Here is a 21554-nt window from a genome sequence, read left to right as displayed (position 1 = left end):
GGCGGTTTCAATCGGTTGTTGCAACGTGCGCCTTGGGAGGGTGTACGGATGGCTGGGAAGAGATTGACACTTGAGGAGCGGGCGAAGATCGAGGCGCTGTTCGGTCAGCGATTGACGTTCCCGCAGATCGCTGAGCGGATCGGTCGTCACCGGACCACGGTGTGGCGCGAGGTCACTCGCAATAACTCCTACCGGGGCGCTCACCTGGACACACCCGGGACGCGTTCCCCGGCGGGACGCCGGCAGGCCAATCCCGCCGGTCGTGGTGGCGCCTACCGGTGGGCGTACTCGTGCCGGAACGCGCAGCGCAGGGCCGACAAGCGGGCCCGCAGGCCCAGGCCCGGCAAGTTGACCGGCGATCGCCGCCGCGGGGTGACCTCGGGTCGCGGCCGGCTATGGCCCCTGGTGCGGGACAAGCTCGAACAGCGGTGGTCTCCGCAGCAGATCGCACACTGGCTTCGTCAGGAGTATCCCGACCGGCCGGAGCGATGGGTGTCCCACGAGACGATCTACCAAGCGATCTACTACCAAGCTCGTGGCGGGCTGCGCAGCGAGATCGCACGCCAGGTCGCACTCCGTACCGGGCGGACCAGGCGGCGCCCCCAGTCCCGCCTCGCGCGGGCGGCACACTCGGGCAAGGCCTGGACCCATGGCCTGAACATCAGCACCCGGCCGGCCGAGGTCGAAGACCGGGCCGTGCCCGGGCACTGGGAAGGTGACCTGATCATCGGTGCGCGTAGCGCGTCGGCGATCATCACCCTGGTCGAGCGTTCCACGCGGTACGTCATGCTCGGCGCTCTACCGGAGAGCAGGGTCTCCGAGCAGGTGATCGACGTGCTGATCGAGACGATGGGCCGCCTGCCGGCCGAGCTGGCCGCGACTCTGACCTGGGATCAGGGCGCTGAGATGGCCAAGCACGCCCACTTCACGCTGGCGACAGACTGCCGGGTCTTCTTCTGCGACCCGCACTCGCCCTGGCAGCGAGGCTCGAACGAGAACACCAACGGCCTGCTGCGGCAGTACTTTCCCCGCTCGAGTACCGACTTCCGCACCTACGCCCAGCGCGACCTCGACGCCGTCGCCCGCGAACTCAACACACGACCACGCATGACACTGGGCTGGCAGACTCCAGCGAAACGACTCAACGACCTACTCGTTGCAACAACCACTTGAAACCGCCCAATCTCGGCGAGCACCAACCGCAATCTCGGCGGGCACCAACCGCAATCTCGACGAGCACGAACCGCAATCTCGGCGAACGCGACGGAGGGTGCTCGACGGAACAGGTGCCGCCCGGAAATCGCGTGCGCCCGCCGTTACGATGGCTGGTGGCCCTGCGTCCGGCCCACCGCGCACCACATGTCCTCCGCCGGCACGCCCGCCCCACGAAAGGCCCCCATGATCACCGCCCGCGACATCTCCATGTCCATCGGCGACCGCGAGCTGCTCCGTTCGGGCACGTTCCGCATCGACACCGGCATGAAGATCGGGCTCGTCGGACGCAACGGCGCCGGCAAGACCACGCTGACCAAGCTCCTCGCCGGGGCCGACGCCACGAGCTCGACCGTCGCGCACACCGGTGACCTCACGCGCTCCGGCACCGTCGGCTACCTCCCGCAGGACCCGCGCACCGGCGACCTCGACGTCCACGCGCGCGACCGCGTCCTGTCCGCCCGCGGCATCGACACCCTGCTCGGGCGCCTGCGCAAGGCCGAGCGCGAGATGGGCGACCTGTCGAACCCGGACAAGGCCGCGAAGGCCACCGAGCGCTACGTCCGTCTCGACGCCGAGTTCGAGGCCCTCGGCGGCTGGGCCGCGGAGTCCGAGGCGGCGGCGATGACGTCGGCACTCGCGCTGCCGACCCGCATCCTCGACCAGCCGCTGCACACCCTGTCCGGCGGTCAGCGCCGCCGCGTCGAGCTCGCCCGGATCCTCTTCTCCGGCGCGGACACGCTCCTGCTCGACGAGCCGACGAACCACCTCGACCACGACTCGATCGTCTGGCTGCGCGAGCACCTCAAGAGCTACCAGGGCGGCTTCGTCGTCATCTCCCACGACGTCGACCTGCTGCGCGAGACCGTCAACACCGTGTGGCACCTCGACGCCAACCGCGGCGAGCTCGACACGTACAACCTCGGCTGGGACGCCTACGTCAAGCAGCGCGAGGTCGACGAGAAGCGCCGCCGCCGCGAGCGCGCCAACGCCGAGAAGAAGGCCTCGACCCTCATGGCGCAGGCGGACAAGATGCGCGCGAAGGCCACGAAGGCCGTCGCCGCGCAGAACATGATCCGCCGCGCCGAGCGCCTGACCTCGGGACTCGAGGCGACCCGCGTCCAGGACCGTGTCGCGGCGCTCCGCTTCCCGGATCCCGCCCCCTGCGGCCGCACCCCGCTCACCGCGCAGGACCTGTCGAAGTCGTACGGGTCGCTCGAGGTGTTCTCGGGCGTGGACCTCGCGATCGACCGCGGCTCGAAGGTGGTCATCCTCGGCCTCAACGGCGCCGGCAAGACCACCCTCCTGCGGATCCTCGGCGGCGTGGAGCAGCCGGACACCGGCGAGGTCATCCCCGGCCACGGCCTGAAGATCGGCTACTACGCGCAGGAGCACGAGACCCTCGACACGAACCGCACGGTCGTGGAGAACCTCCGCAGCTCGGCGCCGGACCTCACGGACACGCAGGTCCGCTCGGTCCTCGGGTCGTTCCTCTTCTCCGGGTCCGACGCCGACAAGCCCGCCGGCGTGCTGTCCGGTGGCGAGAAGACCCGGCTCGCGCTCGCGGTCCTCGTCGTCTCATCGGCCAACGTGCTGCTGCTCGACGAGCCCACGAACAACCTCGACCCGGCCTCGCGCGAGGAGATCCTCGGCGCGCTGGCGACCTTCACTGGCGCGGTCGTGCTGGTGACCCACGACGAGGGCGCCGTCCAGTCGCTCAACCCCGAGCGGGTCCTCCTTCTGCCCGACGGCGATGAGGACCTCTGGTCGGCCGACTACCTCGAGCTCGTCACGCTGGCCTGACCGCCGGCCTGCGCGGTTTGATCCGGGCACCCGTCCTGATCCGGGCTCGCGCCCTGATCGTCCGCCGTGACACCCGCACCCGCACCGGCACCCTCGGCCGACTCTGCGGCGTCGAGCCAGGCGTCCTCCTCCTCGGCGTCGGAGACCTTCTTCCCGGCGCGCGCGGACAGGGCGCCCCCGCGCGCGTAGGGCGTGCCGGCGAGCAGCTCCTCGTCGGCCTCGTCGACCTCGCGGCGCGCCAGCAGCGGCACGATCGCGAGCGACCCGATCGCGAACACGAACCACTGGAACGCGTAGCTGAGGTGGTTGCGCAGCGAGACGTCCGGCCGCGGGAGCCCGGAGAGGCCGTCCGCCGCCGCGGGCTCGGAGTCGATGAGCTCCCCGAACCCCGAGACGACGCCGACACCCCCGTCCGCCACCGCGATCGCCCCGGGCGCGGGATCGGTGAGGGCCGCGAGCGAGCGGCGCAGCGCGTCCTCCTCGATCGAGTACAGCCACCCCGGGGCCGGCTCGCGGGTCGAGCCGTGCTCCGCCGGCCTCAGCCGCACCGTCAGCGTGGCCTCCCCGTCCGGCGGGCGCGGCAGGTCGGCGGGCGTCATGTCGACCTCGGAGGGCAGCCAGCCCCGGTCCACCGGCAGGACGACCTCCTGCCCGCCGAGCTCGGTGGCGAACAGGTCGACCACGTGGACGGCCGGCGTGCCCTCGACCGGCCGGTTGCGCAGCCCGAGCGTGGTGCCCTCGACCCACTCGCCGGTGACGGTGACGTACCGCCAGGTGTCGGACTCGTCGACGAGCAGGTCGCCGACGTGCTCCTCGGCGGGTACCGGCGCGGCGGCCTCGGCCTGCTCGACGGCGTCGCGCCGCTCGACCTTCTCCTCGTGCCGGTCGAGCTGCCAGGTCCCGAGCCACACGCAGGTGAGGGCGGCCAGCACGCTGACGGCCATGAGCCCCAGCCAGCGGGGGGTGCGCAGGAAGGCCCACCGGCCGACGCCCCGCGGCCCCGGCATGTCCTGGCCGGTCACCGCAGGAACTCCCCGGGGCGCACGTGATAGGTCGGGGCGCGCCGGGCGTCGGCGGACGGCGAGGCTGCGTCGTCGTCGGGCTGGAGCGTGACGAGTTCCCGACCCGTGCGTCCGGCGCTCGGCCCCCCGCCCTCGCGGCCCGAGTTGGCGACGAGCACGGCGAGCAGGGGAGCGGCGAGCGCGAGGCCGATGGACACCCACCACCACTGGCGGGGGACGACGACGAGCGAGGCGAGGCACGCGATCCGGACGCCCATGAGCAGCCAGTAGCGGCGCATCCGGCCGGAGAGGTCCTCCTGCAGGGACGGGGCGGCGCCCGTGATCGTCACGGGCTCGGCACGCCGACGCCCCCGCACGCGCGCCGAGGAGTGGGTCGCGGGTGCGGCTCCTGCGCGCCGGACCCTGGTCATCCCACCAGGCTACGCCGACCTCCCGGGGCACGGCTGCCACCTGCGCGACCGGGGCCGCGCACCGGACGGTGGCGCGAAGCCCCGGAGCTCATCGGCTAGCGTGTCCCGGGTGCGTACGGCAAGCATCGAGGAGATGACGTGACCGCGAGCAACACGTACGAACCCCGCAGCGTGCTCGTCACCGGGGCGTCCCAGGGGATCGGCGAGGCGATCGCCCGCCGGTTCGTCGACCTGGGGGACAAGGTGGCGGTGCTCTCCCGCTCCGGCCGCGGCCCCGAGGGCACGCTCGCCCTGGCGGGCGACGTGGCGAGCACCGACGACGTCGACGCTGCCTTCTCGGCGGCCGAGGAGGCCCACGGCCCGGTCGAGGTGGTCGTGGCCAACGCCGGGATCACCCGCGACCAGCTGCTCATGCGGATGAGCGACGAGGACTTCGACGAGGTCCTGCAGACCAACCTCGGCGGGGCCTTCAAGATCGCCCGCCGGGCGTCCAAGGGGATGATCCGGCTGCGCCGAGGTCGGATCGTGCTCATCTCCTCGGTCATCGGCCTCTACGGCGGGCCGGGCCAGGTCAACTACTCGGCCGCCAAGGCCGGGCTCGTCGGCATGGCGCGCTCGATCACCCGCGAGCTCGGCAAGCGCTCGATCACGGCCAACGTCGTGGCCCCGGGATTCATCGACACCGAGATGACCCGGGTGCTGCCCGAGGCCCAGCAGGAGACCTACCTCGGCGCGATCCCCGCGGGCCGGTTCGGGGACATCGACGACGTCGCCGGCGTCGTCGAGTTCCTCGCCTCCCCGGCGGCCGGCTACGTCTCCGGCGCGGTCATCCCCGTCGACGGCGGACTCGGCATGGGGCACTGACCGTGGGCCGCTGACCACGGGGCACCGGCCCCACGAACCCCGGCCGCGTCCGCGCGGTCACTCCCCCCGAACGAGAAGAGGACTCCCATGGGACTGCTGGAGGGCAAGACGGTGCTCGTCACCGGCGTGCTGAAGAACAACTCCATCGCCTTCCACGTGGCGCGGCTCGCGCAGGAGCAGGGCGCCACCGTGGTGCTCACGTCCTTCGGCCGCCAGATGCGGCTGACCGAGGTCACGTCGCGTCGCCTGCCCACCGAGGCGCCGGTCGTCCAGCTCGACGTCACCGACGCGGACGACCTCGCCGCGCTGGACTCGCGCGTGCGCGAGCACGTCGACCACCTCGACGCCGTGGTCCACTCGATCGGGTTCGCCCCGCAGTCGGTGATGGGCGGGAACTTCCTCCAGGCGGAGTGGGCGGACGTCGCCACCGCACTCGAGGTCTCCGCGTACTCGCTCAAGTCGCTCGCCGTGGCCGCGAAGCCGCTCATGGCGCCGGGCTCCGCCGTGGTGGGCCTGACGTTCGACGGCTCCTACGCGTGGCCCGTGTACGACTGGATGGGCGTGTCCAAGGCCGCCTTCGAGGCGACCGCCCGCTACCTCGCCCGGGACCTCGGGCCGGACGGCATCCGCGTCAACCTCGTCTCCGCCGGCCCCGTGCGGACGACCGCCGCCACGTCGATCCCCGGCTTCGACCAGATGGAGTCGACCTGGGACGAGCGCGCCCCCCTCGGCTGGGACGTCACCGACGCCGAGCCGACCGCGCGCACCGTGGTCGCCCTGTGCTCGGAGTGGCTGCCCTCGACCACCGGCGAGATCGTGCACGCGGACGGCGGCGTGCACGCCATGGGTCAGTGATGACCCGGACGCTCATCCTGCTCAGGCACGCGAAGGCCGCCCAGCACGGGCGGGCGGGGGACGCCTCCCGCGAGCTCTCGGGGCGCGGCGAGCGCCAGGCGCGGGCGCTCGGTCCGCTGCTCGCGGCCGAGGTGGGGGCGATCGACGTCGCGCTCGTCTCGACCGCGGCGCGTGCGGCCTCCACCGCCACGCTCCTGCGCGAGGGGGTCGAGGTCGGTGAGCGGCGCGACGTCCCGGAGATCTACCAGTACGCCGCGCGCGGCCTGCTCGACCTCGTGCGCGACACGGAGGGCGACCCCGGCGTGCTGCTCGTCGTGGGCCACGAGCCGACGATCTCCTCGCTCGCCGCCCACCTGCACGACGACCGCAAGGACTCCCTCGCCCTCCAGGTCTCCCTCGGGGTCCCGACGGCGACCGCCTGCGTGCTCGACGTCCCCACCACGTGGTCCGACCTGGACGCGCGGACCGCCCACCTGCGGGCACTCGTCCGGCCCTCGGCCTGAGCCGCACTCTCGACCAGTCGACGAGCTGAGTCGCACTCTCGACCAGTCGACGAGCTGACCCGCACTCTCGACCGGAGAGGCTCGGTCAGGCGATCGGGTCGGCCACGCCGGTCAGCGCGAGCGCGGTGTCGAGCCGGTCGCTGCTGATGAATGCGTCGGCGTTCTCGCGCACGACCGGCCTGCTCCCGTAGCCCACGCCGAGCCCGGCCGCGCCGAGCAGGTCGAGGTCGTTGGCGCCGTCGCCGACGGCGAGCAGCCGGCTCATCGGCACGCCGGCCTCGGCGGTCCAGGCGCGGGCGTGCGTGGCCTTCGCCGTCCGGTCCACGACGTCGCCGATCGTGCGCCCGGTCAGCCTCCCGTCATCGATCTCGAACCGGTTGGCCGCGACGAACCGTACGCCGAGATCCTCGACCAGGGGACCGACGACCTCGACGAACCCGCCCGAGACCACGCCCGTGGGAACGCCCGCGTCCCGCGCGCGCAGGAACATGTCCGCGGCGCCGGGGGAGAGCTCGACGGCGCCGCGCACCGCCTCGAGGACCGGCTCCGCCTCGAGCCCGGCGATCAGGGCGACCCGCGCGTCGAGCGACTCGCGGAAGTCGAGCTCGCCGCGCATCGCCCGCTCGGTCACCGCCGCGACCTCGGCCTCGACCCCGGCGTGCGCGGCGACGAGCTCGATGACCTCGTTCGCGAACAGCGTGGAGTCGACGTCGGTGAGGACGAGCCCGGGACCCTCCTCGGCCAGGTCGCCGGTGGTGACGGCCACGTCGACGCCGAGGGCCGTGGCCGGACCGCGGATCTCGTCGCGCAGCGCGAGCGCCGTGCGGGCGAAGGACGAGGGTCCGCCGGCGGGTCGTTCGTCGTCGTGCACATCGTCCTGACCCGCACTCTCGACCAACGACGACGACGAACCCCCCTCGCGGCCGACGGGGGAGGGGAGGCGGAGGGCCCAGCCGACCGTGCGCAGCGGGCCGAGTGTGCCGTGGGTGGAGGCGACCTCGCCGGCGCGGGCCGCGAGCAGGTCCGCGACGTGGGCGACGAGGGACTCCGGGACGGGCCGCGGGGAGACGAGCGTGACGCGCAGCGCCGTGCCGCCCCCGGCGGGGACGGTCGGAACCGGCCGCAGGCCGGCGGACGAGGGGCCCGCCGTCACCTCGTGACCGTCTTCCCCTTGGGGACGACGGTGATGCCCCCCGGGGTGATGGTGTAGCCGCGCGCACGATCGTGCTCGTGGTCGACGCCGATGGTTGCGCCCTGCTCGACGACGACGTTCTTGTCGAGGATCGCCTTGTTCACCGTGGCGTTGCGGCCGACCTGGACGCCGTCGAAGAGGACGGAGTCCCGCACCGAGGACCACGAGTTCACCCGGACGCCGGGGGAGAGGATCGAGCCGACGACCTCGCCGCCGGAGATGATGACGCCGGGGGAGATGATCGAGTCGAGCGCGTGGCCCAGGCGCTCCTGGTGCCCGTAGACGAACTTCGCCGGGGCGAGCCCGTGGTAGCCGGTGTGCAGGGGCCACTGATCGTTGTAGAGGTTGAACACCGGGACCACGGAGATGAGGTCCATGTTGGCCTCGTAGAACGCGTCCACGGTTCCGACGTCGCGCCAGTACGCCTTGTCCCGGTCGCTGGCCCCGGGGACCTCGTTGAACGTGAAGTCGTACAGCCCCGCCCGGCCCTCGGCGACGAAGCTCGGCACGATGTTGCCGCCCATGTCGTGGTTCGACCCGGAGTCGTCCGCGTCGGCGATGACGGCCTCGCGCAGGGCGTCGGCGTCCATCACGTAGTTGCCCATCGACGCGAGGATCTGGTCGGGCGCGTCGGGCAGGCCCACGGCGTCCTTCGGCTTCTCGAGGAAGCTCTCGATCTTGTGCGGGTCGTCGGCCGAGGCCTGGATGACGCCGAACTGGTCGGACAGCGACAGCGGCTGCCGGATCCCGGCCACCGTGAGCGGGAACCCGGACTCGATGTGCTGGTCGACCATCTGGGAGAAGTCCATGCGGTAGATGTTGTCGGCACCGACCACCACCACGATGTCCGCCCGCTCGTCGTCGATGAGGTTGAGCGACTGGTAGATCGCGTCGGCGGAGCCGAGGAACCAGTTCTTCCCCTTGCGCTGCTGGGCGGGCACCGGCGCCACGTAGTTGCCCAGCAGGTTGGACATCCGCCAGGTCTGGGTGATGTGGCGGTCGAGGGAGTGCGACTTGTACTGCGTGAGCACCACGATCTTGAGGTACCCGGAGTTGACGATGTTCGACAGGGCGAAGTCGATGAGTCGATAGGTCCCACCGAAGGGGACGGCGGGCTTGGCGCGGTCCGCGGTGAGCGGCATGAGCCGCTTACCCTCGCCGCCGGCCAGGACGATCGCGAGCACGCGTGGGGATGCCATGGGGACACCCTAAGCCGAACCTGTGACCCGCAGCACGCGTTGCCGCCGCCGCACGGCCCCGGCAGAGTGGGCCCCAGCACGCACGCGCGACGATGCCGAGGAGAGCACCGTGAGAGTCGACCTGATCACCCGCGAGTACCCGCCGCACATCTACGGCGGCGCCGGCGTGCACGTCTCGGAGCTGGCCCGCGTCCTGCGGCCGGACCTCGACGTGCGCGTGCACGCCTTCGACGGCCCGCGCACCGAGGACGGCCCCGGCGGCGTGCCCGTCACCGGCTACGACGAGGTGCCCCAGCTCGAGGGCGCGAACGCCGCCCTGCGCACGTTCGGGGTGGACCTGCAGATCGCCGACCGGCTCGAGGGCACCGACCTCGTCCACTCCCACACCTGGTACGCCAACCTCGCCGGCCACCTCGGCGGGCTGCTCCACGGCGCGCCCCACGTGCTCTCCGCACACTCGCTCGAGCCGATGCGCCCGTGGAAGGCCGAGCAGCTCGGCGGCGGCTACGCCCTGTCGAGCTGGGCCGAGCGCACCGCCTACGAGGGCGCGGCCGGCGTCATCGCCGTGTCCAACGGCATGCGGTCCGACATCCTGCGCGCCTACCCGAGCGTCGACCCGGACAAGGTCCACGTGGTCCACAACGGGATCGACCTCGACGAGTGGGCACGTCCCACGGGGCCCGACGGCGAGGCCGCGATCGCGGCCGCCCGCGAGCGCTACGGGCTCGACGCCGACCGGCCCACGGTCGTGTTCGTCGGCCGCATCACCCGGCAGAAGGGCCTGCCGCACCTGCTCGCGGCGATCGAGCAGCTCCCCGAGGAGATCCAGGTGGTCCTGTGCGCCGGCGCCCCGGACACCCAGGAGATCGCCGCGGAGGTCTCCGGCGCCGTGGCCGAGCTCGCGAAGCGCCGTACCGGCATCGTGTGGATCGAGGAGATGCTGCCGCGCGAGCAGCTCGTCGCCGTCCTCGCCGCGAGCGACGTCTTCGTGTGCCCGTCCGTCTACGAGCCCCTCGGCATCGTCAACCTCGAGGCCATGGCGGTGGGCCTCCCCGTCGTCGGCTCGGCCACCGGCGGCATCCCGGACGTCATCGTCGACGGCGAGACCGGCACCCTCGTCCCCATCGACCAGCTCCAGGACGGCACCGGCACGCCGACGGACCCCGAGCGGTTCCACGCCGACCTCGCCGCCGCGCTCACCGCGCTCGCGACGGACCGGGAGAAGGCGCGGGCCCAGGGCGCCGCCGCCCGCCGCCGCGTCGAGGAGCACTTCGCCTGGACCGCGGTGGCCGAGCGCACGATCGCCGTCTACGAGAGCGTGCTGGCCGGGCAGTAGGCGCGGGGACCGGCATCGGAGGCTTCTTCGGGCACGTCGGCCGGGGCGGCCGCACCCGGCCGGCACTACGCCCGGGCCGGGCGGGTCGGGCCGCGGGCCCTCCGCGCGCGACCTACGCTGGGGCCCATGGGTGATGTCCTGACGCTGTCCGACGTGCGCGTGCGCCGTGGCACCTCCGAGCTGCTCGCGGGGGTCGACTGGTCCGTCGACGACGGCGAGCGCTGGGTGATCGTCGGCCCGAACGGGGCGGGCAAGACCACGCTCGTCTCGCTGCTCGTGGGCCAGATCTTCCCCACCACCGGGTCGGTCGAGGTCATCGGGGAGCGGCTCGGCCGGGTCGACGTCGGCGAGCTGCGCCAGGTCGTCGGCTTCGCCTCCTCGGCGAACGAGCGCCGACTGTACGCCTCCGAGACGGTCCTCGACGTCGTCCTCACCGGCGCCTACGGCATGTCGGGCCGCTGGCGCGAGGCCTACGAGGACCTCGACACGGGCCGGGCCCGTGCGCTCCTCAGCTACGTGGGTGCGAAGGACCTGCGCGAGAGGACCTTCGGGTCCCTGTCCACGGGCGAGCGCAAGCGCGTCCAGATCGCGCGCGCCCTCATGCCGGACCCCGAGGTGCTCGTCCTCGACGAGCCCGCCGCCGGCATGGACCTCGGCGGACGCGAGGAGCTCGTCGCCTCGCTCGCGCGGCTCGCCCGCGACCCGCACGGGCCGGTCATGGTCCTCGTGACCCACCACCTCGAGGAGATCCCGCCCGGGTTCACCCACGCGCTTCTCATGGACCACGGCGCGGCCGTCGCCGCGGGGCCGATCGACGAGGTCCTCACGGCCGAGGCGATCTCCTCCCTCTACCGCATGCCGCTCACCCTCACGGTCGACGAGGGCAGGTACCACTCCCGCCGGAAGGACTAGGTCGCGCCGGTAGACTGGCCCCACCTACTGGGAGGAGGCCCGGCCATGTGGTGGATCTGGCTGGTCACGGCGATCGTGCTCGGCATCGTCGAGATGCTCACCGTCGACCTCATCTTCCTCATGCTGGCCGGCGGCGCCGCCGCCGGCTCGCTCGTCGCCCTCACCGGCGCGCCGATCTGGGTGCAGGCGCTCGTCGCCGCGCTCGTCGCCATCACGCTGCTCGCCGTCGTGCGCCCCTGGGTCAAGGAGATGCTCGCGCGCTCCACGCCCGACACCCCGATGAACGTCCGCGGCCTGGTCGGCCAGGTGGCGCGCACGGTCACCGAGGTGAACGAGCGCGAGGGCCGCGTCAAGCTCGCCGGAGAGATCTGGTCGGCCCGCACCGCGCCCGACGTCCTGCCGCGGCCGCCCGAGGAGGACGTGCGGGTCGTCGAGATCGACGGGGCGTTCGCCGTCGTCGCCCCGCTCGACGTGGAGGGTGATCCCTACGGGACCCGGCCCCCTGCGCAGCCGTGGACGACCGGGTTCGGCCCCGGGCACCAGGGACCGCCGAGCTACCGCCCGGGCTCCGCCCCCGGCGGCCACGAGCCCCGCTACTGACCCCGGCGCCCCGACCGGGCCGTCGCAGCACCGACACAGGAGAGATACGTGGACAACCTCACGCAGTGGATCATCCTCGGCGTCATCGTGGTCGCGGTGGTGGTGATCCTCAGCAAGGCGGTCGTCATCGTCCCCCAGGCCGGGGCCCTCATCGTCGAGCGACTCGGCAAGTACCACTCGACGATGTTCGCCGGCTTCCACGTCCTCGTCCCGTTCTTCGACAAGGTCCGCGCCCGGGTCGACCTCCGCGAGCAGGTCGTCTCCTTCGCGCCGCAGCCCGTCATCACGTCCGACAACCTCGTGGTCTCGATCGACACGGTCATCTACTTCCAGGTCACCGAGCCGGGCGCCGCGGTCTACGAGATCGCCAACTACATCACCGGTATCGAGCAGCTGACCGTCACCACGCTCCGCAACGTCATCGGCTCGATGGACCTCGAGCAGACGCTGACCTCGCGCGACCAGATCAACGGCCAGCTCCGCGGCGTCCTCGACGAGGCGACCGGCCGCTGGGGCATCCGCGTCAACCGCGTCGAGCTCAAGGCGATCGACCCGCCCCAGTCCGTCCAGGGCGCGATGGAGCAGCAGATGCGCGCCGAGCGCGACCGCCGCGCCGCGATCCTCACGGCCGAGGGTGTCAAGCAGTCCGCGATCCTCACGGCCGAGGGTGAGAAGCAGTCCCAGATCCTCCGCGCCGAGGGTGAGGCCCAGGCCGCCGTCCTCCGCGCCCAGGGTGAGTCCCGCGCCATCCACGAGGTCTTCGAGGCCATCCACACCGCCGATGCCGACGACAAGGTGCTGTCCTACCAGTACCTCCAGACGCTGCCGGAGATCGCGAAGACCCCGTCGAACAAGATGTGGTTCATCCCCGCCGAGGTCACGGGCGCGATGGCCTCCCTGTCCAGCGCGTTCGGTCCCGAGGACGGCTCCACCGGTGGGTTCAAGGCGCCGACGCCGCCGCGCGCCCCGAAGGGCGACGGTCCGACCGGGCCGCGACGCTCCGGCCCGCCCCCGACGACCGCGTTCAACTCGGTGAGCCTGCAGGACCCGCAGGAGGCGCTGCGCGAGGCCCGCGCCGAGGTCGAGACCGCCGAGAGCGAGGCCAGCGAGGACCCGGGCATCGGTGGTGGGCGCCGGTCTCAGCGCGCACGTGCCGCCGCGAGCCCCGCGTCCGGTGCCGGTGCGAGCGGTGCGGGTGCGGGTTCGCCCGACCCCGCGGCCGCCCGTCCCGGGCAGGCGAGCGCCGCGTCGGCGCCGAGCACCGGCGGTCCTGCGGCCGGCGGTCCTGCGGCCGGTGGACCCGTCGTCGGTGGTCCGGGAGCCGGCCAGGCTGGCCCCGGAGGCCCCGGAGGCCCCGGAGGCCCCGGCGGCCCCGGCGGCCCCGCGACCGGTCGCGGCCCGGCGGGCACCACGCGCGCCTGGAACCCGGGCGGCCAGCCCCCGCAGGGGAGCTGACCCACCCGGGGTGACCCTTCGGCGTCGGGCGGGAGGTTCCGCCCACCGACGCGAGACCTGAACGAGAGCCGGCTCCCGGCAGCGCACCCGCTGCCGAGGGCCGGCTCTCGTCGTCCCGGAGAGGCAGGTCGCGGTGCAGGTCGGCGGCGGGATTCCCGCCGGGCCCCGACCCGATGACGACGACCTGTCCGCTTGGTGCCAGGATGTCCGGGTGCTTCTGCGCCTTCTGAGGTTCTACCTCCGCCCGCACGCCCGCACGCTGGGCGCCATCCTCCTGCTGCAGCTGGTCTCGACGCTCGCCGCGATGATGCTCCCCAGCCTCACCGCGGACGTCATCAACGACGGCCTGCTCGCGGCCGACTCCGACGCCGTCATCCGGATCGGGCTCGTCATGCTCGGCATCTCGGCTATCCAGATGGTCGCCCAGATCTCGACGGCGTTCCTCGCGGCGCGCATGGCGGCCCGGGTCGGCGGCGAGATCCGGCGCTCGGTGTTCGCCACCGTCCAGCGGCTCTCGGTCGCGGAGGTCTCGCAGGTCGGCGCTCCGTCGCTCATCACCCGCTCGACCAACGACGTCCTGCAGGTCCAGATGGTCACCCTCATGGGCTCGATGTTCCTCGTCATGGCGCCGCTCATGATGGTCGGCGGCATCGTCATGGCCGTCCTCGAGGACCCGCCGCTGTCCTGGCTCATCGTCGCGGCGGTGCCGGTGCTCCTCGCCGTCATGCTCGGCGCGATCCTCCTCGCGCGTCCGCTGTTCGAGGTGGTCCAGAAGCGCATCGACCGCATCAACCGGCTCATGCGCGAGCAGATCTCCGGCGTCCGCGTCATCCGCGCGTTCACCCGCCAGTCGACGCAGCGCGCCACGTTCGACTCCGCCTCGCGCGAGCTCGCCGGCACCCAGCGCCGCATCGGCGTGATCTTCGGGATCACGTTCCCGCTCGTCCAGCTGGTCGTCATGGGCGGGCAGGTGGCCGTCGTCTGGTTCGGCGGGCTGCGCGTCGACGCGCAGGAGATGGAGATCGGCTCGATCGTCGCCTTCCTCAGCTATCTCATGTTCATCTTCATGTCCGTGATGTTCTCGGTCATGCTGCTGATGATGATCCCGCGCGCCGAGGTCTGCGCGCGCCGCATCACCGAGGTCCTCGACATCACGCCCGCGATCGCGCCGCCCGCGCAGCCGCAGGAGATCGGGCCGCGCCAGGCCGGCCGGCGGGTCGAGCTCGTCGAGGCGACCTTCGGCTACCCCGGCGCGGAGGAGCCCGTCCTCGACCGGGTCACGCTCACGCTCGAACCGGGCACGACGACGGCGGTCGTCGGCTCGACCGGCTCCGGCAAGACCACCCTCGTCAACCTGCTCCCGCGGCTGCTCGACGTGGCCGCGGGCTCCGTGCGGATCGGCGGGGTCGACGTGCGCGCCGCGGCGCTGGGCGACGTGCGCTCGCGGGTCGCGCTCGTCCCGCAGCAGGCGTTCCTGTTCGGCGGCACCGTGCGCTCGACACTGTCGCTCGGCTCAAGCGAGGTCCCCGAGGACCGCCTCTGGCAGGCGCTCGAGGTGGCACAGGCAGCCGACTTCGTCCGGGACCTCGACGACGGGCTCGAGTCCGCCGTCGAGCCGGGCGGCACGAACTTCTCCGGCGGCCAGAAGCAGCGCCTCGCCATCGCCCGGGCCCTCGTCCGCGGCGGCGAGATCTACGTCTTCGACGACGCCTTCTCCGCGCTCGACATGGCCACCGACGCCCGCCTGCGGGCCGCGCTGCCGACGATGACGGCCGGGGCGACCACCCTCGTCGTGGCCCAGCGCATCTCGACGATCCGCGACGCCGACCAGATCTGCGTGCTCGACGCCGGTCGCGTCGTCGGGCTCGGCACCCATTCCGAGCTGATGGACGGCAACGCGACGTACCGGGAGATCGTCCTGTCCCAGATCTCGCGGGAGGAGGCGGCATGAGCGAGCGTCACGGCCCCGTGCCCGGGGACAAGCCGGCGAACTTCGGCGGCGCGATCAGGCGGCTGCTGGGCGAGATGCGGGCGGAGCGGCTGCTGCTCGTCGTCGTCGTGCTCCTCGGTGTTCTCTCCGTGCTCCTGTCCGTCCTCGGTCCGCGCTTCCTCGGCGACGCGACCGACGTGGTGGTCGAGGGGTTCGCGAGCCGCCTCATCCCCGAGGGGGTGACGCTCGACCAGGCCATCGGCGGGCTGCGCGCCGTGGGGCAGGACGAGGTGGCGGACATGCTCGCCGGGATGGGGGACATCGTGCCCGGCGCCGGCCTCGACCGTGCCGAGCTGCTCCGCGCCCTCGCGATGGCGCTCGGCGTGTTCGCGGGCGCCGCGATGGCGATGGCCGCCAACATGCTCATCCTCAACGTCGTGGTCCAGCGGGTCGGAGTGCGGCTGCGCGCGAAGGTCCAGGCCAAGGTCGACGCCATGCCGCTGGCCGAGCTCGACCACCGCTCGCGCGGCGACCTGCTCTCCCGCCTGACCAACGACATCGACAACATCACCCAGGCGCTCAACCAGACGATGTCCCAGCTCATCACCTCGGTGCTGACGATCGTCGGCGTGCTCGCCATGATGGTGTGGATCGACTGGCGGCTCGCGATCGTCGCCGTGGTCACCGTGCCGGTCTCGGCGGCCATCATGGCGATCGTCGCCAAGCGCGCCCAGCCGCACCACGTGGCGAACTGGACAGCGACCGGCGAGGTCGGCGGCACCGTGGAGGAGGCGTTCACCGGGCACCAGCTCGTCCAGGCCTTCGGCGCGGAGAACGAGTTCGGCACCCGGTTCGTCGAGCAGAACGACCGGCTCGTCGCCGCCGCCGACCGCTCGCAGTTCCTCTCCGGCACGATGATGCCGCTCATGCAGTTCGTCTCGAACATCAGCTACGTGCTCGTGGCCGTGTTCGGGGTTCTGCGAGTGTCCCAGGGCGGGATCACCGTGGGCGAGGTCCAGGCGTTCGTCACCTACTCGCGGCAGTTCGGACAGCCGATCGGGCAGCTCGCCGGGATGGCGGCGCTCGTCCAGTCCGGCGGGGCGTCCGCCGAGCGCGTGTTCGAGCTGCTCGACGCCGACGAGATGGAGCCGGAGTCTTCGGAGCCGCGCGAGGTGGTGGACGTGCGCGGGGACGTGCACTTCGAGGACGTCGCCTTCCGGTACGTCGACGACGTGCCGCTCATCGACGGCCTCGACCTGCGGGCCCGGCCGGGGCAGACGGTGGCGATCGTCGGCCGCACCGGGGCGGGGAAGACGACGCTCGTCAACCTGCTCATGCGGTTCTACGAGGTGCGCGGGGGGCGGATCCTGGTCGACGGAGCGGACACCCGCGAGATGACCCGCGACCACCTGCGCAGCCACATCGGCATGGTCCTGCAGGACACGTGGCTGTTCGAGGGGACCGTTGCGGAGAACATCGCCTACGGCCGCGACGGGGCCACGCGCGAGGAGGTCGAGGAGGCCGGGCGCGCCGCCGGCGTGGAGCGGTTCGTCCACTCCCTGCCGCAGGGGTACGACACGATGATCGAGGAGGACGGCGGGGGCGTGTCCGCGGGGGAGCGGCAGCTCATCACGATCGCGCGGGCGTTCCTCTCCGACCCCGCGATCCTCGTGCTCGACGAGGCGACCAGCTCCGTGGACACCCGCACCGAGGTCCTCGTCCAGGAGGCGATGGGGCGGCTGCGCGAGGGGCGCACCGCGTTCGTCATCGCCCACCGGCTGTCCACCATCCGCGACGCCGACGTCATCCTCGTCATGGAGGCCGGCGCGATCGTCGAGCAGGGGGCGCACGCGGAACTGCTGGCTGCCGAGGGGGCGTACTTCCGGCTCTACCAGTCGCAGTTCGTGGGCGCGATGGTGGGGGATGCGAATGCTGCTGATGGTGAGGGTGCCGGGGCGGAAGATTCGGGGCAGTAGCGGTTTCCGTTGGTGCACCAGATCAGGTGACGTGTCGGCTCGCCCGCACGAGATCAGGTGACGTTGGCGAGCTCTGGGGTTATTGCACCTGATCTCGCACGTTTCACCTGATCTCGTGGTGCACGGGGGCACCCGACCGGGAATAGACCCGCGCCCGGCCGCGCTGACGCTGGTGTGAGCACCGAATCAGCCGCCAAGCGTCCCGATCTGTCCGTCCTCGAGCTCGTGGGCCGCCCGGCCGGCAGCACCCCGCAGCAGGCGATCGAGAACGCCATGCGCGCCGCGGAGGAGGCCGACCGGCTCGGCTACTCCCGCTACTGGTTCGCCGAGCACCACAACACGCAGACGTTCCTGTCCTCCGCGACGATGGTGCTCATGGCGCTCGCCGCCCAGCGCACGCGCCGTATCCGCATCGGCTCGGGCGGCGTCATGCTCCCCAACCACCCGCCGCTGTCGGTGGCCGAGCAGATCGGCACCGTGGCCCAGGTGGCGCCGGGCCGGGTCGACCTCGGCCTCGGCCGCGCGCCGGGCACCGATCAGGTCACGGCCTCCCTGTTGCGCCGCGGCGAGGCGGACCCGCAGTCCTTCGCGCGCGAGATCCTCGCGCTGCGCGGCTACTTCTCCGAGGCCAACACGGCGCCGAGCTCCCGGGTCCAGGCGGTCCCGGCCGGCGGCACCGAGGTCCCGATCTGGGTCCTCGGCTCCTCCCTCAACGGGGCCTCGATCGCCGGCCAGCTCGGCCTGCCGTTCTCGTTCGCCTCGCACTTCGCACCCCAGGCGCTCGCCGAGGCCGTCGGCGTCTACCGGGCGCAGTTCTCCACCGAGGCCCCGACGGCGCAGATCGACGCGCCCCGCCTCATGGTCGGCGTCAACGTGGTCGTCGCGGACACCGAGGCCGAGGCGAAGCGGATCTTCACGACCCACCAGATGATGGCGGCGGGCATCGTCACCGGCGCCCGCGAGCTGCTGCAGCCGCCGGTCGACGACATCACGAGCGTCGTCCCGCAGCGCATCCTCGACGCCACCGCCAACATGCAGGCCGTCTCCGCGATCGGTACGCCCGAGCAGGTCGTCGAGAAGCTCGAGGGCATCGCGGACGCCACCGACGCCGACGAGATCATCACCGTCACCTATGCCTACGACCCCGAGGTCCGGCTGCGGTCGTTCGCCCTCCTCGCCGAGGCGTGGGGGCTCGACGCCGAGGCCGCCGCCTGACCGGAACGCGACGCGATGCACGGAGGTGAGCTCCGGCGTCGGACAATGTGTCGGTGCTCGTACCCGTCCCCGACCTCGCCGACCCCCGCCTGAGCGACTACCGCGACCTCACCGACGTGGCGCTGCGCGTGCGCACGGAGGAGCCCGCGGGGCTGTACATGGCCGAGTCGACGACCGTCATCACGCGTGCGATCGAGGCGGGGCACCGGCCGCGGTCCGTACTCACGGCGCCGCGCTGGCTCGACGACCTGGCACCGGTGCTCGAGACCGCCACGGGAGCGCCGGACGGGGGAGAGGTCCCGGTGTTCGTCGCCGAGGAGCCGCTGCTGCGGGAGATCGTCGGCTTCCGGCTGCACCGCGGGGCGATCGCAGCGATGCACCGGCCGGTCCCGCCGCCGCTGAGCGAGATCCTCGAGCCCGCCGACCGTCCCGCGCCCCGGCGGATCGCGGTGCTCGAGGACATCGTCGACCACACGAACGTCGGGGCGGTGGTGCGCAGCGCGGCGGCCCTCGGCGTCGACGCCGTTCTCGTCACCCCCAGCTGCGCCGACCCGCTCTACCGGCGGGCCGTGCGCGTCTCGATGGGCACGATCTTCCAGGTGCCGTGGACGCGGCTGCCCACCTGGCCGCACGGGCCCGGCGGCGTGGGGGCGCTGCGGGAGGCGGGGTTCACGGTGGCGGCGGCGTCGCTGTCCGAGCGGTCGATCGCCCTCGACGAGCTCGCCGCCGAGCCGCCCGAGCGGCTCGCGATCGTCCTCGGCTCGGAGGGCCACGGCCTCAAGCCGGCGACGATGCGGGCGGTCGACCTCGAGGTCGTCATCCCGATGAGCGGCGGGGTCGACTCTCTCAACGTGGCCGCGAGCTCGGCGGTGCTGTTCTGGGCGACCCGGGTGCGGTGATCCGGCACGGATCGCGCCGGCCACCCGTGAGTCCCCGCCCCTAGACCCCGCCGGGGTACCCCAGCTGCCGCCATGCCTCGTAGGTCGCGACGGCCGCCGAGTTCGACAGGTTCATCGACCGCACCCCCGGCCGCATGGGGATGAGCACGCGCCCCGTCACGCGCGGGTGGGCGAGGATCTCCTCCGGCAGGCCGGTGGTCTCGGTGCCGAACATCAGCGCGTCGTCGGGCCCGAAGGTCACCTCGCCGAGGCCGAGCTCCCCCCGCCCGGTCATCGCCCACAGCGACCCGGCCCCGGACTCCTCGAGGTCCGCGAGGCAGGCGTCGAGGTCGGCGTGGACGCGGGTGTCGGCGAGGTCGTGGTAGTCCAGGCCGGCCCGGCGGAGGTGCGCGTCTGTGAGCTCGAACCCGAGCGGCTCGACGAGATGGAGCCGGGCCCCGACGCCGGCCGTCATGCGGATGGCGTTGCCGGTGTTCGGTGGGATGAGCGGGTGGACGAGGACGACGTGCAGCACCGGTGCATCGTGCCAGGGTCGGCGACTCCACGGTCCGCGTCGTCGGGTGCTGCGACGTCGTGGACCGGCCGTCCGGCGGGTGCTCGGTCACCGACGACGAACGCCCCGGCGGACCTGGTCGGACCGCCGGGGCGTCGGCCGGGCGCGTGGCCCGGAAGAGGTGTCAGCGCTGGAACGTCGGCGTGACGATCGCGCGGGCGATCGTGTGGAACGTCGCCTGGAGCGCGACCGCCGCCGGCGTGGCGTCCTCCTCGACCTCGAGCGTGTCGACGTCGAGCGCGTGCACCGCGAACACGTAGCGGTGCGGCCGGTCGCCCTCGGGCGGGAGCGGGCCGAAGTAGGACTGCTCGCCGCCGTCGTGCCGCACGTGGAACGCGGCGCCGGGCAGCATGAGGTCCGACTCCCCGGAGCCGGTGGGCAGCTCGGTCACGGAGCTGTCGAGGTCGACCACGGTCCAGTGCCACCAGCCCGACGGCGTCGGCGCGTCCGGGTCGTAGCAGCTGACGAGGAAGCTGCGGGTCTCGGCGGGGAAGCCCGACCACGCGAGCTGGGGCGAGACGTTCTCACCCGCACCGGAGAACTGCGGGTCCATCGGCTGCCCGTCGGTGACGTCCGTGGACGTCACCGTGAAGTCCGGCACGGCGGGCAGCTTGTCGTAGGGGTGCTGGGCGAGCGGTCGGTCGAGGTTCATGACGGTCCTTTCCCTCCGGGGCCGCGCGTCGAGGCGCATCTCCAACCTAGGGGGCGCGGGCCGGGGGAGCGGCCAGCGACGCGCACGCGAGACGACGCCCCCTGGTGCGGTGTCGGTGCCCCGCCCTACCATCATGTTCGAACAGATGTTCGGTCGAGGTCGTGGGAGGAGCGCGCGATGGAGGGGCAGGAGGACCGGCTGGCGACGGCGCGCGCCGCGCTGGCCCGCGCCGAGACGGCGACGGGGCTGCGCACGCGCCTGCGGGTGGTCGGCGGTTCCGAGGCCTCCGGTCACGAGTCCGGGGCATCTCCCGACGGCGGTGCTCGCCTCGGCGGGAATGCCCCCGACGGCGGTGCTCATCTCGGCGGGAATGCCCCCGACGGCGGTGCTCACCCGGGCGGGGACGCCTCCTCCTCGGTGGCGGTCCGGGCGGGGGGGGCGCGCCCCGGGAGCCGGCGGACGACGTCGGGGGACGCCGAGCACCTGCCCGTGCCCGCCGCGCTCGCCCCGCTGCTGCCCGCCGGGCTGCCGCGCGGCACGGTGACCCGCGTGACCGGCTCGGCCGCGCTCCTGCTGGCGCTCGCCGGCACCGCCTGCGGCGAGGAGGGCTGGGCGGCACTCACCGCGATGCCCGACGTCGGGTGGCACGCCGCCGCGGCCGCCGGCCTCCCGCTCGACCGGGTCGTCGTCGTGCCCGACCCGGGACCGGGCGCGCCCGCGGTGCTCGGCGCGCTCGTCGACGGCGTCGAGGTGCTCCTCGTCGGCCGCTGCACCGCGATGGCGCCGCGGGACCGGCGCTCGCTGCTGTCCCGGCTCCGGCTGCGCGGTTCGGTCCTGCTGACCGCGCACGACTGGGAGGGCGCGGACGCCGTGCTCTCCGTGCGCGGGCGCTCGTGGCAGGGGCTCGCGCCGGGGCGCGGGCTGCTCACCGCCCAGGAGGTCGAGGTCGCGATCGACGGCCGCCGC

20 protein-coding genes are annotated in these 21554 nt (G+C 72.9%); 14 read left to right on the top strand and 6 right to left on the bottom strand.

What is annotated here, in order from left to right; all coding sequences use genetic code 11:
- The first annotated feature begins 48 nt into the window (after nt 1-48).
- Both ACPYO6_RS16115 and ACPYO6_RS16110 read left to right on the top strand, forming a co-directional pair.
- Nucleotides 49-1173 (top strand): IS30 family transposase, encoded by a 1125-nt coding sequence (locus tag ACPYO6_RS16115; protein ID WP_425713196.1) that lies wholly within the window; start codon nt 49-51, stop codon nt 1171-1173.
- Between the two features lie 225 nt (nt 1174-1398).
- The gene (locus ACPYO6_RS16110; RefSeq protein ID WP_425715812.1) at nt 1399-3015 is read left to right on the top strand and encodes an ABC-F family ATP-binding cassette domain-containing protein; all 1617 of its coding nucleotides are present in this window, start codon (nt 1399-1401) and stop codon (nt 3013-3015) included.
- Here the strand turns inward: ACPYO6_RS16110 and ACPYO6_RS16105 are convergent.
- Complete coding sequence (locus tag ACPYO6_RS16105) at nt 2988-4037, bottom strand: SURF1 family protein (RefSeq protein ID WP_425715811.1); 1050 nt, start codon at nt 4035-4037, stop codon at nt 2988-2990. The two genes, ACPYO6_RS16110 and ACPYO6_RS16105, sit on opposite strands and share 28 nt — an antisense overlap.
- Nucleotides 4034-4447 carry a DUF3099 domain-containing protein gene (locus tag ACPYO6_RS16100; RefSeq protein WP_425715809.1) on the bottom strand — a complete coding sequence of 138 codons (414 nt, stop codon included), beginning with the start codon at nt 4445-4447 and terminating at the stop codon, nt 4034-4036. Before ACPYO6_RS16100 ends, ACPYO6_RS16105 begins: the two co-directional genes overlap by 4 nt.
- Before the next feature lie 138 nt (nt 4448-4585).
- Between ACPYO6_RS16100 and fabG the strand changes: the two genes are divergently transcribed.
- The 3 genes from fabG (at nt 4586) to ACPYO6_RS16085 (ending at nt 6669) form a co-directional block, all read left to right on the top strand.
- Nucleotides 4586-5311 (top strand): 3-oxoacyl-ACP reductase FabG, encoded by a 726-nt coding sequence (gene fabG, locus ACPYO6_RS16095; protein WP_425715808.1) that lies wholly within the window; start codon nt 4586-4588, stop codon nt 5309-5311.
- An 87-nt stretch (nt 5312-5398) separates the two neighbouring features.
- Nucleotides 5399-6166, top strand: coding sequence for an enoyl-ACP reductase FabI (gene fabI / locus ACPYO6_RS16090; protein WP_425715806.1), 768 nt, complete (start codon nt 5399-5401; stop codon nt 6164-6166).
- Nucleotides 6166-6669, top strand: a complete 504-nt coding sequence (locus tag ACPYO6_RS16085) for a SixA phosphatase family protein (RefSeq protein ID WP_425715805.1) — start codon at nt 6166-6168, stop codon at nt 6667-6669. The genes fabI and ACPYO6_RS16085 overlap by 1 nt, the downstream gene beginning before the upstream one ends.
- An 85-nt stretch (nt 6670-6754) precedes the next feature.
- On the opposite strand, the gene serB is transcribed toward ACPYO6_RS16085, so the two are convergent.
- Nucleotides 6755-7822 (bottom strand): phosphoserine phosphatase SerB, encoded by a 1068-nt coding sequence (serB, locus tag ACPYO6_RS16080; protein WP_425715804.1) that lies wholly within the window; start codon nt 7820-7822, stop codon nt 6755-6757.
- Nucleotides 7819-9060 carry a glucose-1-phosphate adenylyltransferase gene (gene glgC, locus ACPYO6_RS16075; protein ID WP_425715803.1) on the bottom strand — a complete coding sequence of 414 codons (1242 nt, stop codon included), beginning with the start codon at nt 9058-9060 and terminating at the stop codon, nt 7819-7821. The genes serB and glgC overlap by 4 nt, the downstream gene beginning before the upstream one ends.
- A 109-nt stretch (nt 9061-9169) precedes the next feature.
- Here glgC and glgA point away from each other — a divergent pair, with 109 nt between their 5' ends.
- From glgA to ACPYO6_RS16035, 8 genes are all read left to right on the top strand, one after another.
- Nucleotides 9170-10396, top strand: coding sequence for a glycogen synthase (gene glgA, locus ACPYO6_RS16070; protein ID WP_425715802.1), 1227 nt, complete (start codon nt 9170-9172; stop codon nt 10394-10396).
- 126 nt (nt 10397-10522) lie between these two features.
- On the top strand, nt 10523-11308 hold the full coding sequence (locus tag ACPYO6_RS16065; RefSeq protein WP_425715801.1) for an ABC transporter ATP-binding protein: 786 nt from the start codon (nt 10523-10525) through the stop codon (nt 11306-11308).
- Nucleotides 11309-11353: 45 nt separating this feature from the next.
- Nucleotides 11354-11908 carry an NfeD family protein gene (locus tag ACPYO6_RS16060; protein ID WP_425715800.1) on the top strand — a complete coding sequence of 185 codons (555 nt, stop codon included), beginning with the start codon at nt 11354-11356 and terminating at the stop codon, nt 11906-11908.
- Nucleotides 11909-11956: 48 nt separating this feature from the next.
- Nucleotides 11957-13363, top strand: a complete 1407-nt coding sequence (locus ACPYO6_RS16055; RefSeq protein WP_425715799.1) for an SPFH domain-containing protein — start codon at nt 11957-11959, stop codon at nt 13361-13363.
- Nucleotides 13364-13574: 211 nt separating this feature from the next.
- Nucleotides 13575-15314: an ABC transporter ATP-binding protein gene (locus ACPYO6_RS16050; RefSeq protein ID WP_425715798.1), complete on the top strand. Its 1740-nt coding sequence runs from the start codon at nt 13575-13577 to the stop codon at nt 15312-15314.
- The gene (locus ACPYO6_RS16045; RefSeq protein WP_425715797.1) at nt 15311-17269 is read left to right on the top strand and encodes an ABC transporter ATP-binding protein; all 1959 of its coding nucleotides are present in this window, start codon (nt 15311-15313) and stop codon (nt 17267-17269) included. The genes ACPYO6_RS16050 and ACPYO6_RS16045 overlap by 4 nt, the downstream gene beginning before the upstream one ends.
- Nucleotides 17270-17443: 174 nt before the next feature.
- A complete protein-coding gene (locus ACPYO6_RS16040) occupies nt 17444-18484 on the top strand; it encodes an LLM class flavin-dependent oxidoreductase (RefSeq protein WP_425715796.1) in 1041 nt (346 codons plus the stop codon).
- Between the two features lie 53 nt (nt 18485-18537).
- Nucleotides 18538-19383 carry a TrmH family RNA methyltransferase gene (locus ACPYO6_RS16035; RefSeq protein ID WP_425715795.1) on the top strand — a complete coding sequence of 282 codons (846 nt, stop codon included), beginning with the start codon at nt 18538-18540 and terminating at the stop codon, nt 19381-19383.
- A gap of 40 nt (nt 19384-19423) precedes the next feature.
- Here ACPYO6_RS16035 and ACPYO6_RS16030 read toward each other — a convergent pair whose 3' ends face one another.
- Both ACPYO6_RS16030 and ACPYO6_RS16025 read right to left on the bottom strand, forming a co-directional pair.
- Nucleotides 19424-19897 carry a tRNA (cytidine(34)-2'-O)-methyltransferase gene (locus ACPYO6_RS16030; RefSeq protein ID WP_425715794.1) on the bottom strand — a complete coding sequence of 158 codons (474 nt, stop codon included), beginning with the start codon at nt 19895-19897 and terminating at the stop codon, nt 19424-19426.
- 163 nt (nt 19898-20060) lie between these two features.
- Entirely contained in the window at nt 20061-20588 is a 528-nt protein-coding gene (locus tag ACPYO6_RS16025; RefSeq protein ID WP_425715793.1) for a YbhB/YbcL family Raf kinase inhibitor-like protein, read from the bottom strand.
- Nucleotides 20589-20765: 177 nt separating this feature from the next.
- On the opposite strand from ACPYO6_RS16025, the gene ACPYO6_RS16020 reads away from it, so the two are divergent.
- Nucleotides 20766-21554 (top strand): hypothetical protein (locus tag ACPYO6_RS16020; protein ID WP_425715792.1); only part of this gene is annotated, 789 nt, incomplete at its 3' end.

The sequence above is a fragment of the Georgenia sp. Z1344 genome (assembly GCF_049856295.1).
GTDB lineage: Bacteria > Actinomycetota > Actinomycetes > Actinomycetales > Actinomycetaceae > JB111.
The sequence above is the reverse complement of the archived record's forward strand: the minus strand, read 5'-3'. Positions and strand labels throughout refer to the sequence as shown.

Bases quoted from the DNA above. Each gene is read 5' to 3' on its own strand.
- ACPYO6_RS16115 (WP_425713196.1), top strand. From the start codon at position 49: ATGGCTGGGAAGAGATTGACACTTGAGGAGCGGGCGAAGATCGAGGCG.
- ACPYO6_RS16100 (WP_425715809.1), bottom strand. From the start codon at position 4,447: ATGACCAGGGTCCGGCGCGCAGGAGCCGCACCCGCGACCCACTCCTCG.
- ACPYO6_RS16085 (WP_425715805.1), top strand. From the start codon at position 6,166: ATGACCCGGACGCTCATCCTGCTCAGGCACGCGAAGGCCGCCCAGCAC.
- ACPYO6_RS16025 (WP_425715793.1), bottom strand. From the start codon at position 20,588: ATGAACCTCGACCGACCGCTCGCCCAGCACCCCTACGACAAGCTGCCC.
- ACPYO6_RS16065 (WP_425715801.1), top strand. From the start codon at position 10,523: ATGGGTGATGTCCTGACGCTGTCCGACGTGCGCGTGCGCCGTGGCACC.
- fabI (WP_425715806.1), top strand. From the start codon at position 5,399: ATGGGACTGCTGGAGGGCAAGACGGTGCTCGTCACCGGCGTGCTGAAG.
- ACPYO6_RS16045 (WP_425715797.1), top strand. From the start codon at position 15,311: ATGAGCGAGCGTCACGGCCCCGTGCCCGGGGACAAGCCGGCGAACTTC.
- glgC (WP_425715803.1), bottom strand. From the start codon at position 9,060: ATGGCATCCCCACGCGTGCTCGCGATCGTCCTGGCCGGCGGCGAGGGT.
- ACPYO6_RS16110 (WP_425715812.1), top strand. From the start codon at position 1,399: ATGATCACCGCCCGCGACATCTCCATGTCCATCGGCGACCGCGAGCTG.
- ACPYO6_RS16060 (WP_425715800.1), top strand. From the start codon at position 11,354: ATGTGGTGGATCTGGCTGGTCACGGCGATCGTGCTCGGCATCGTCGAG.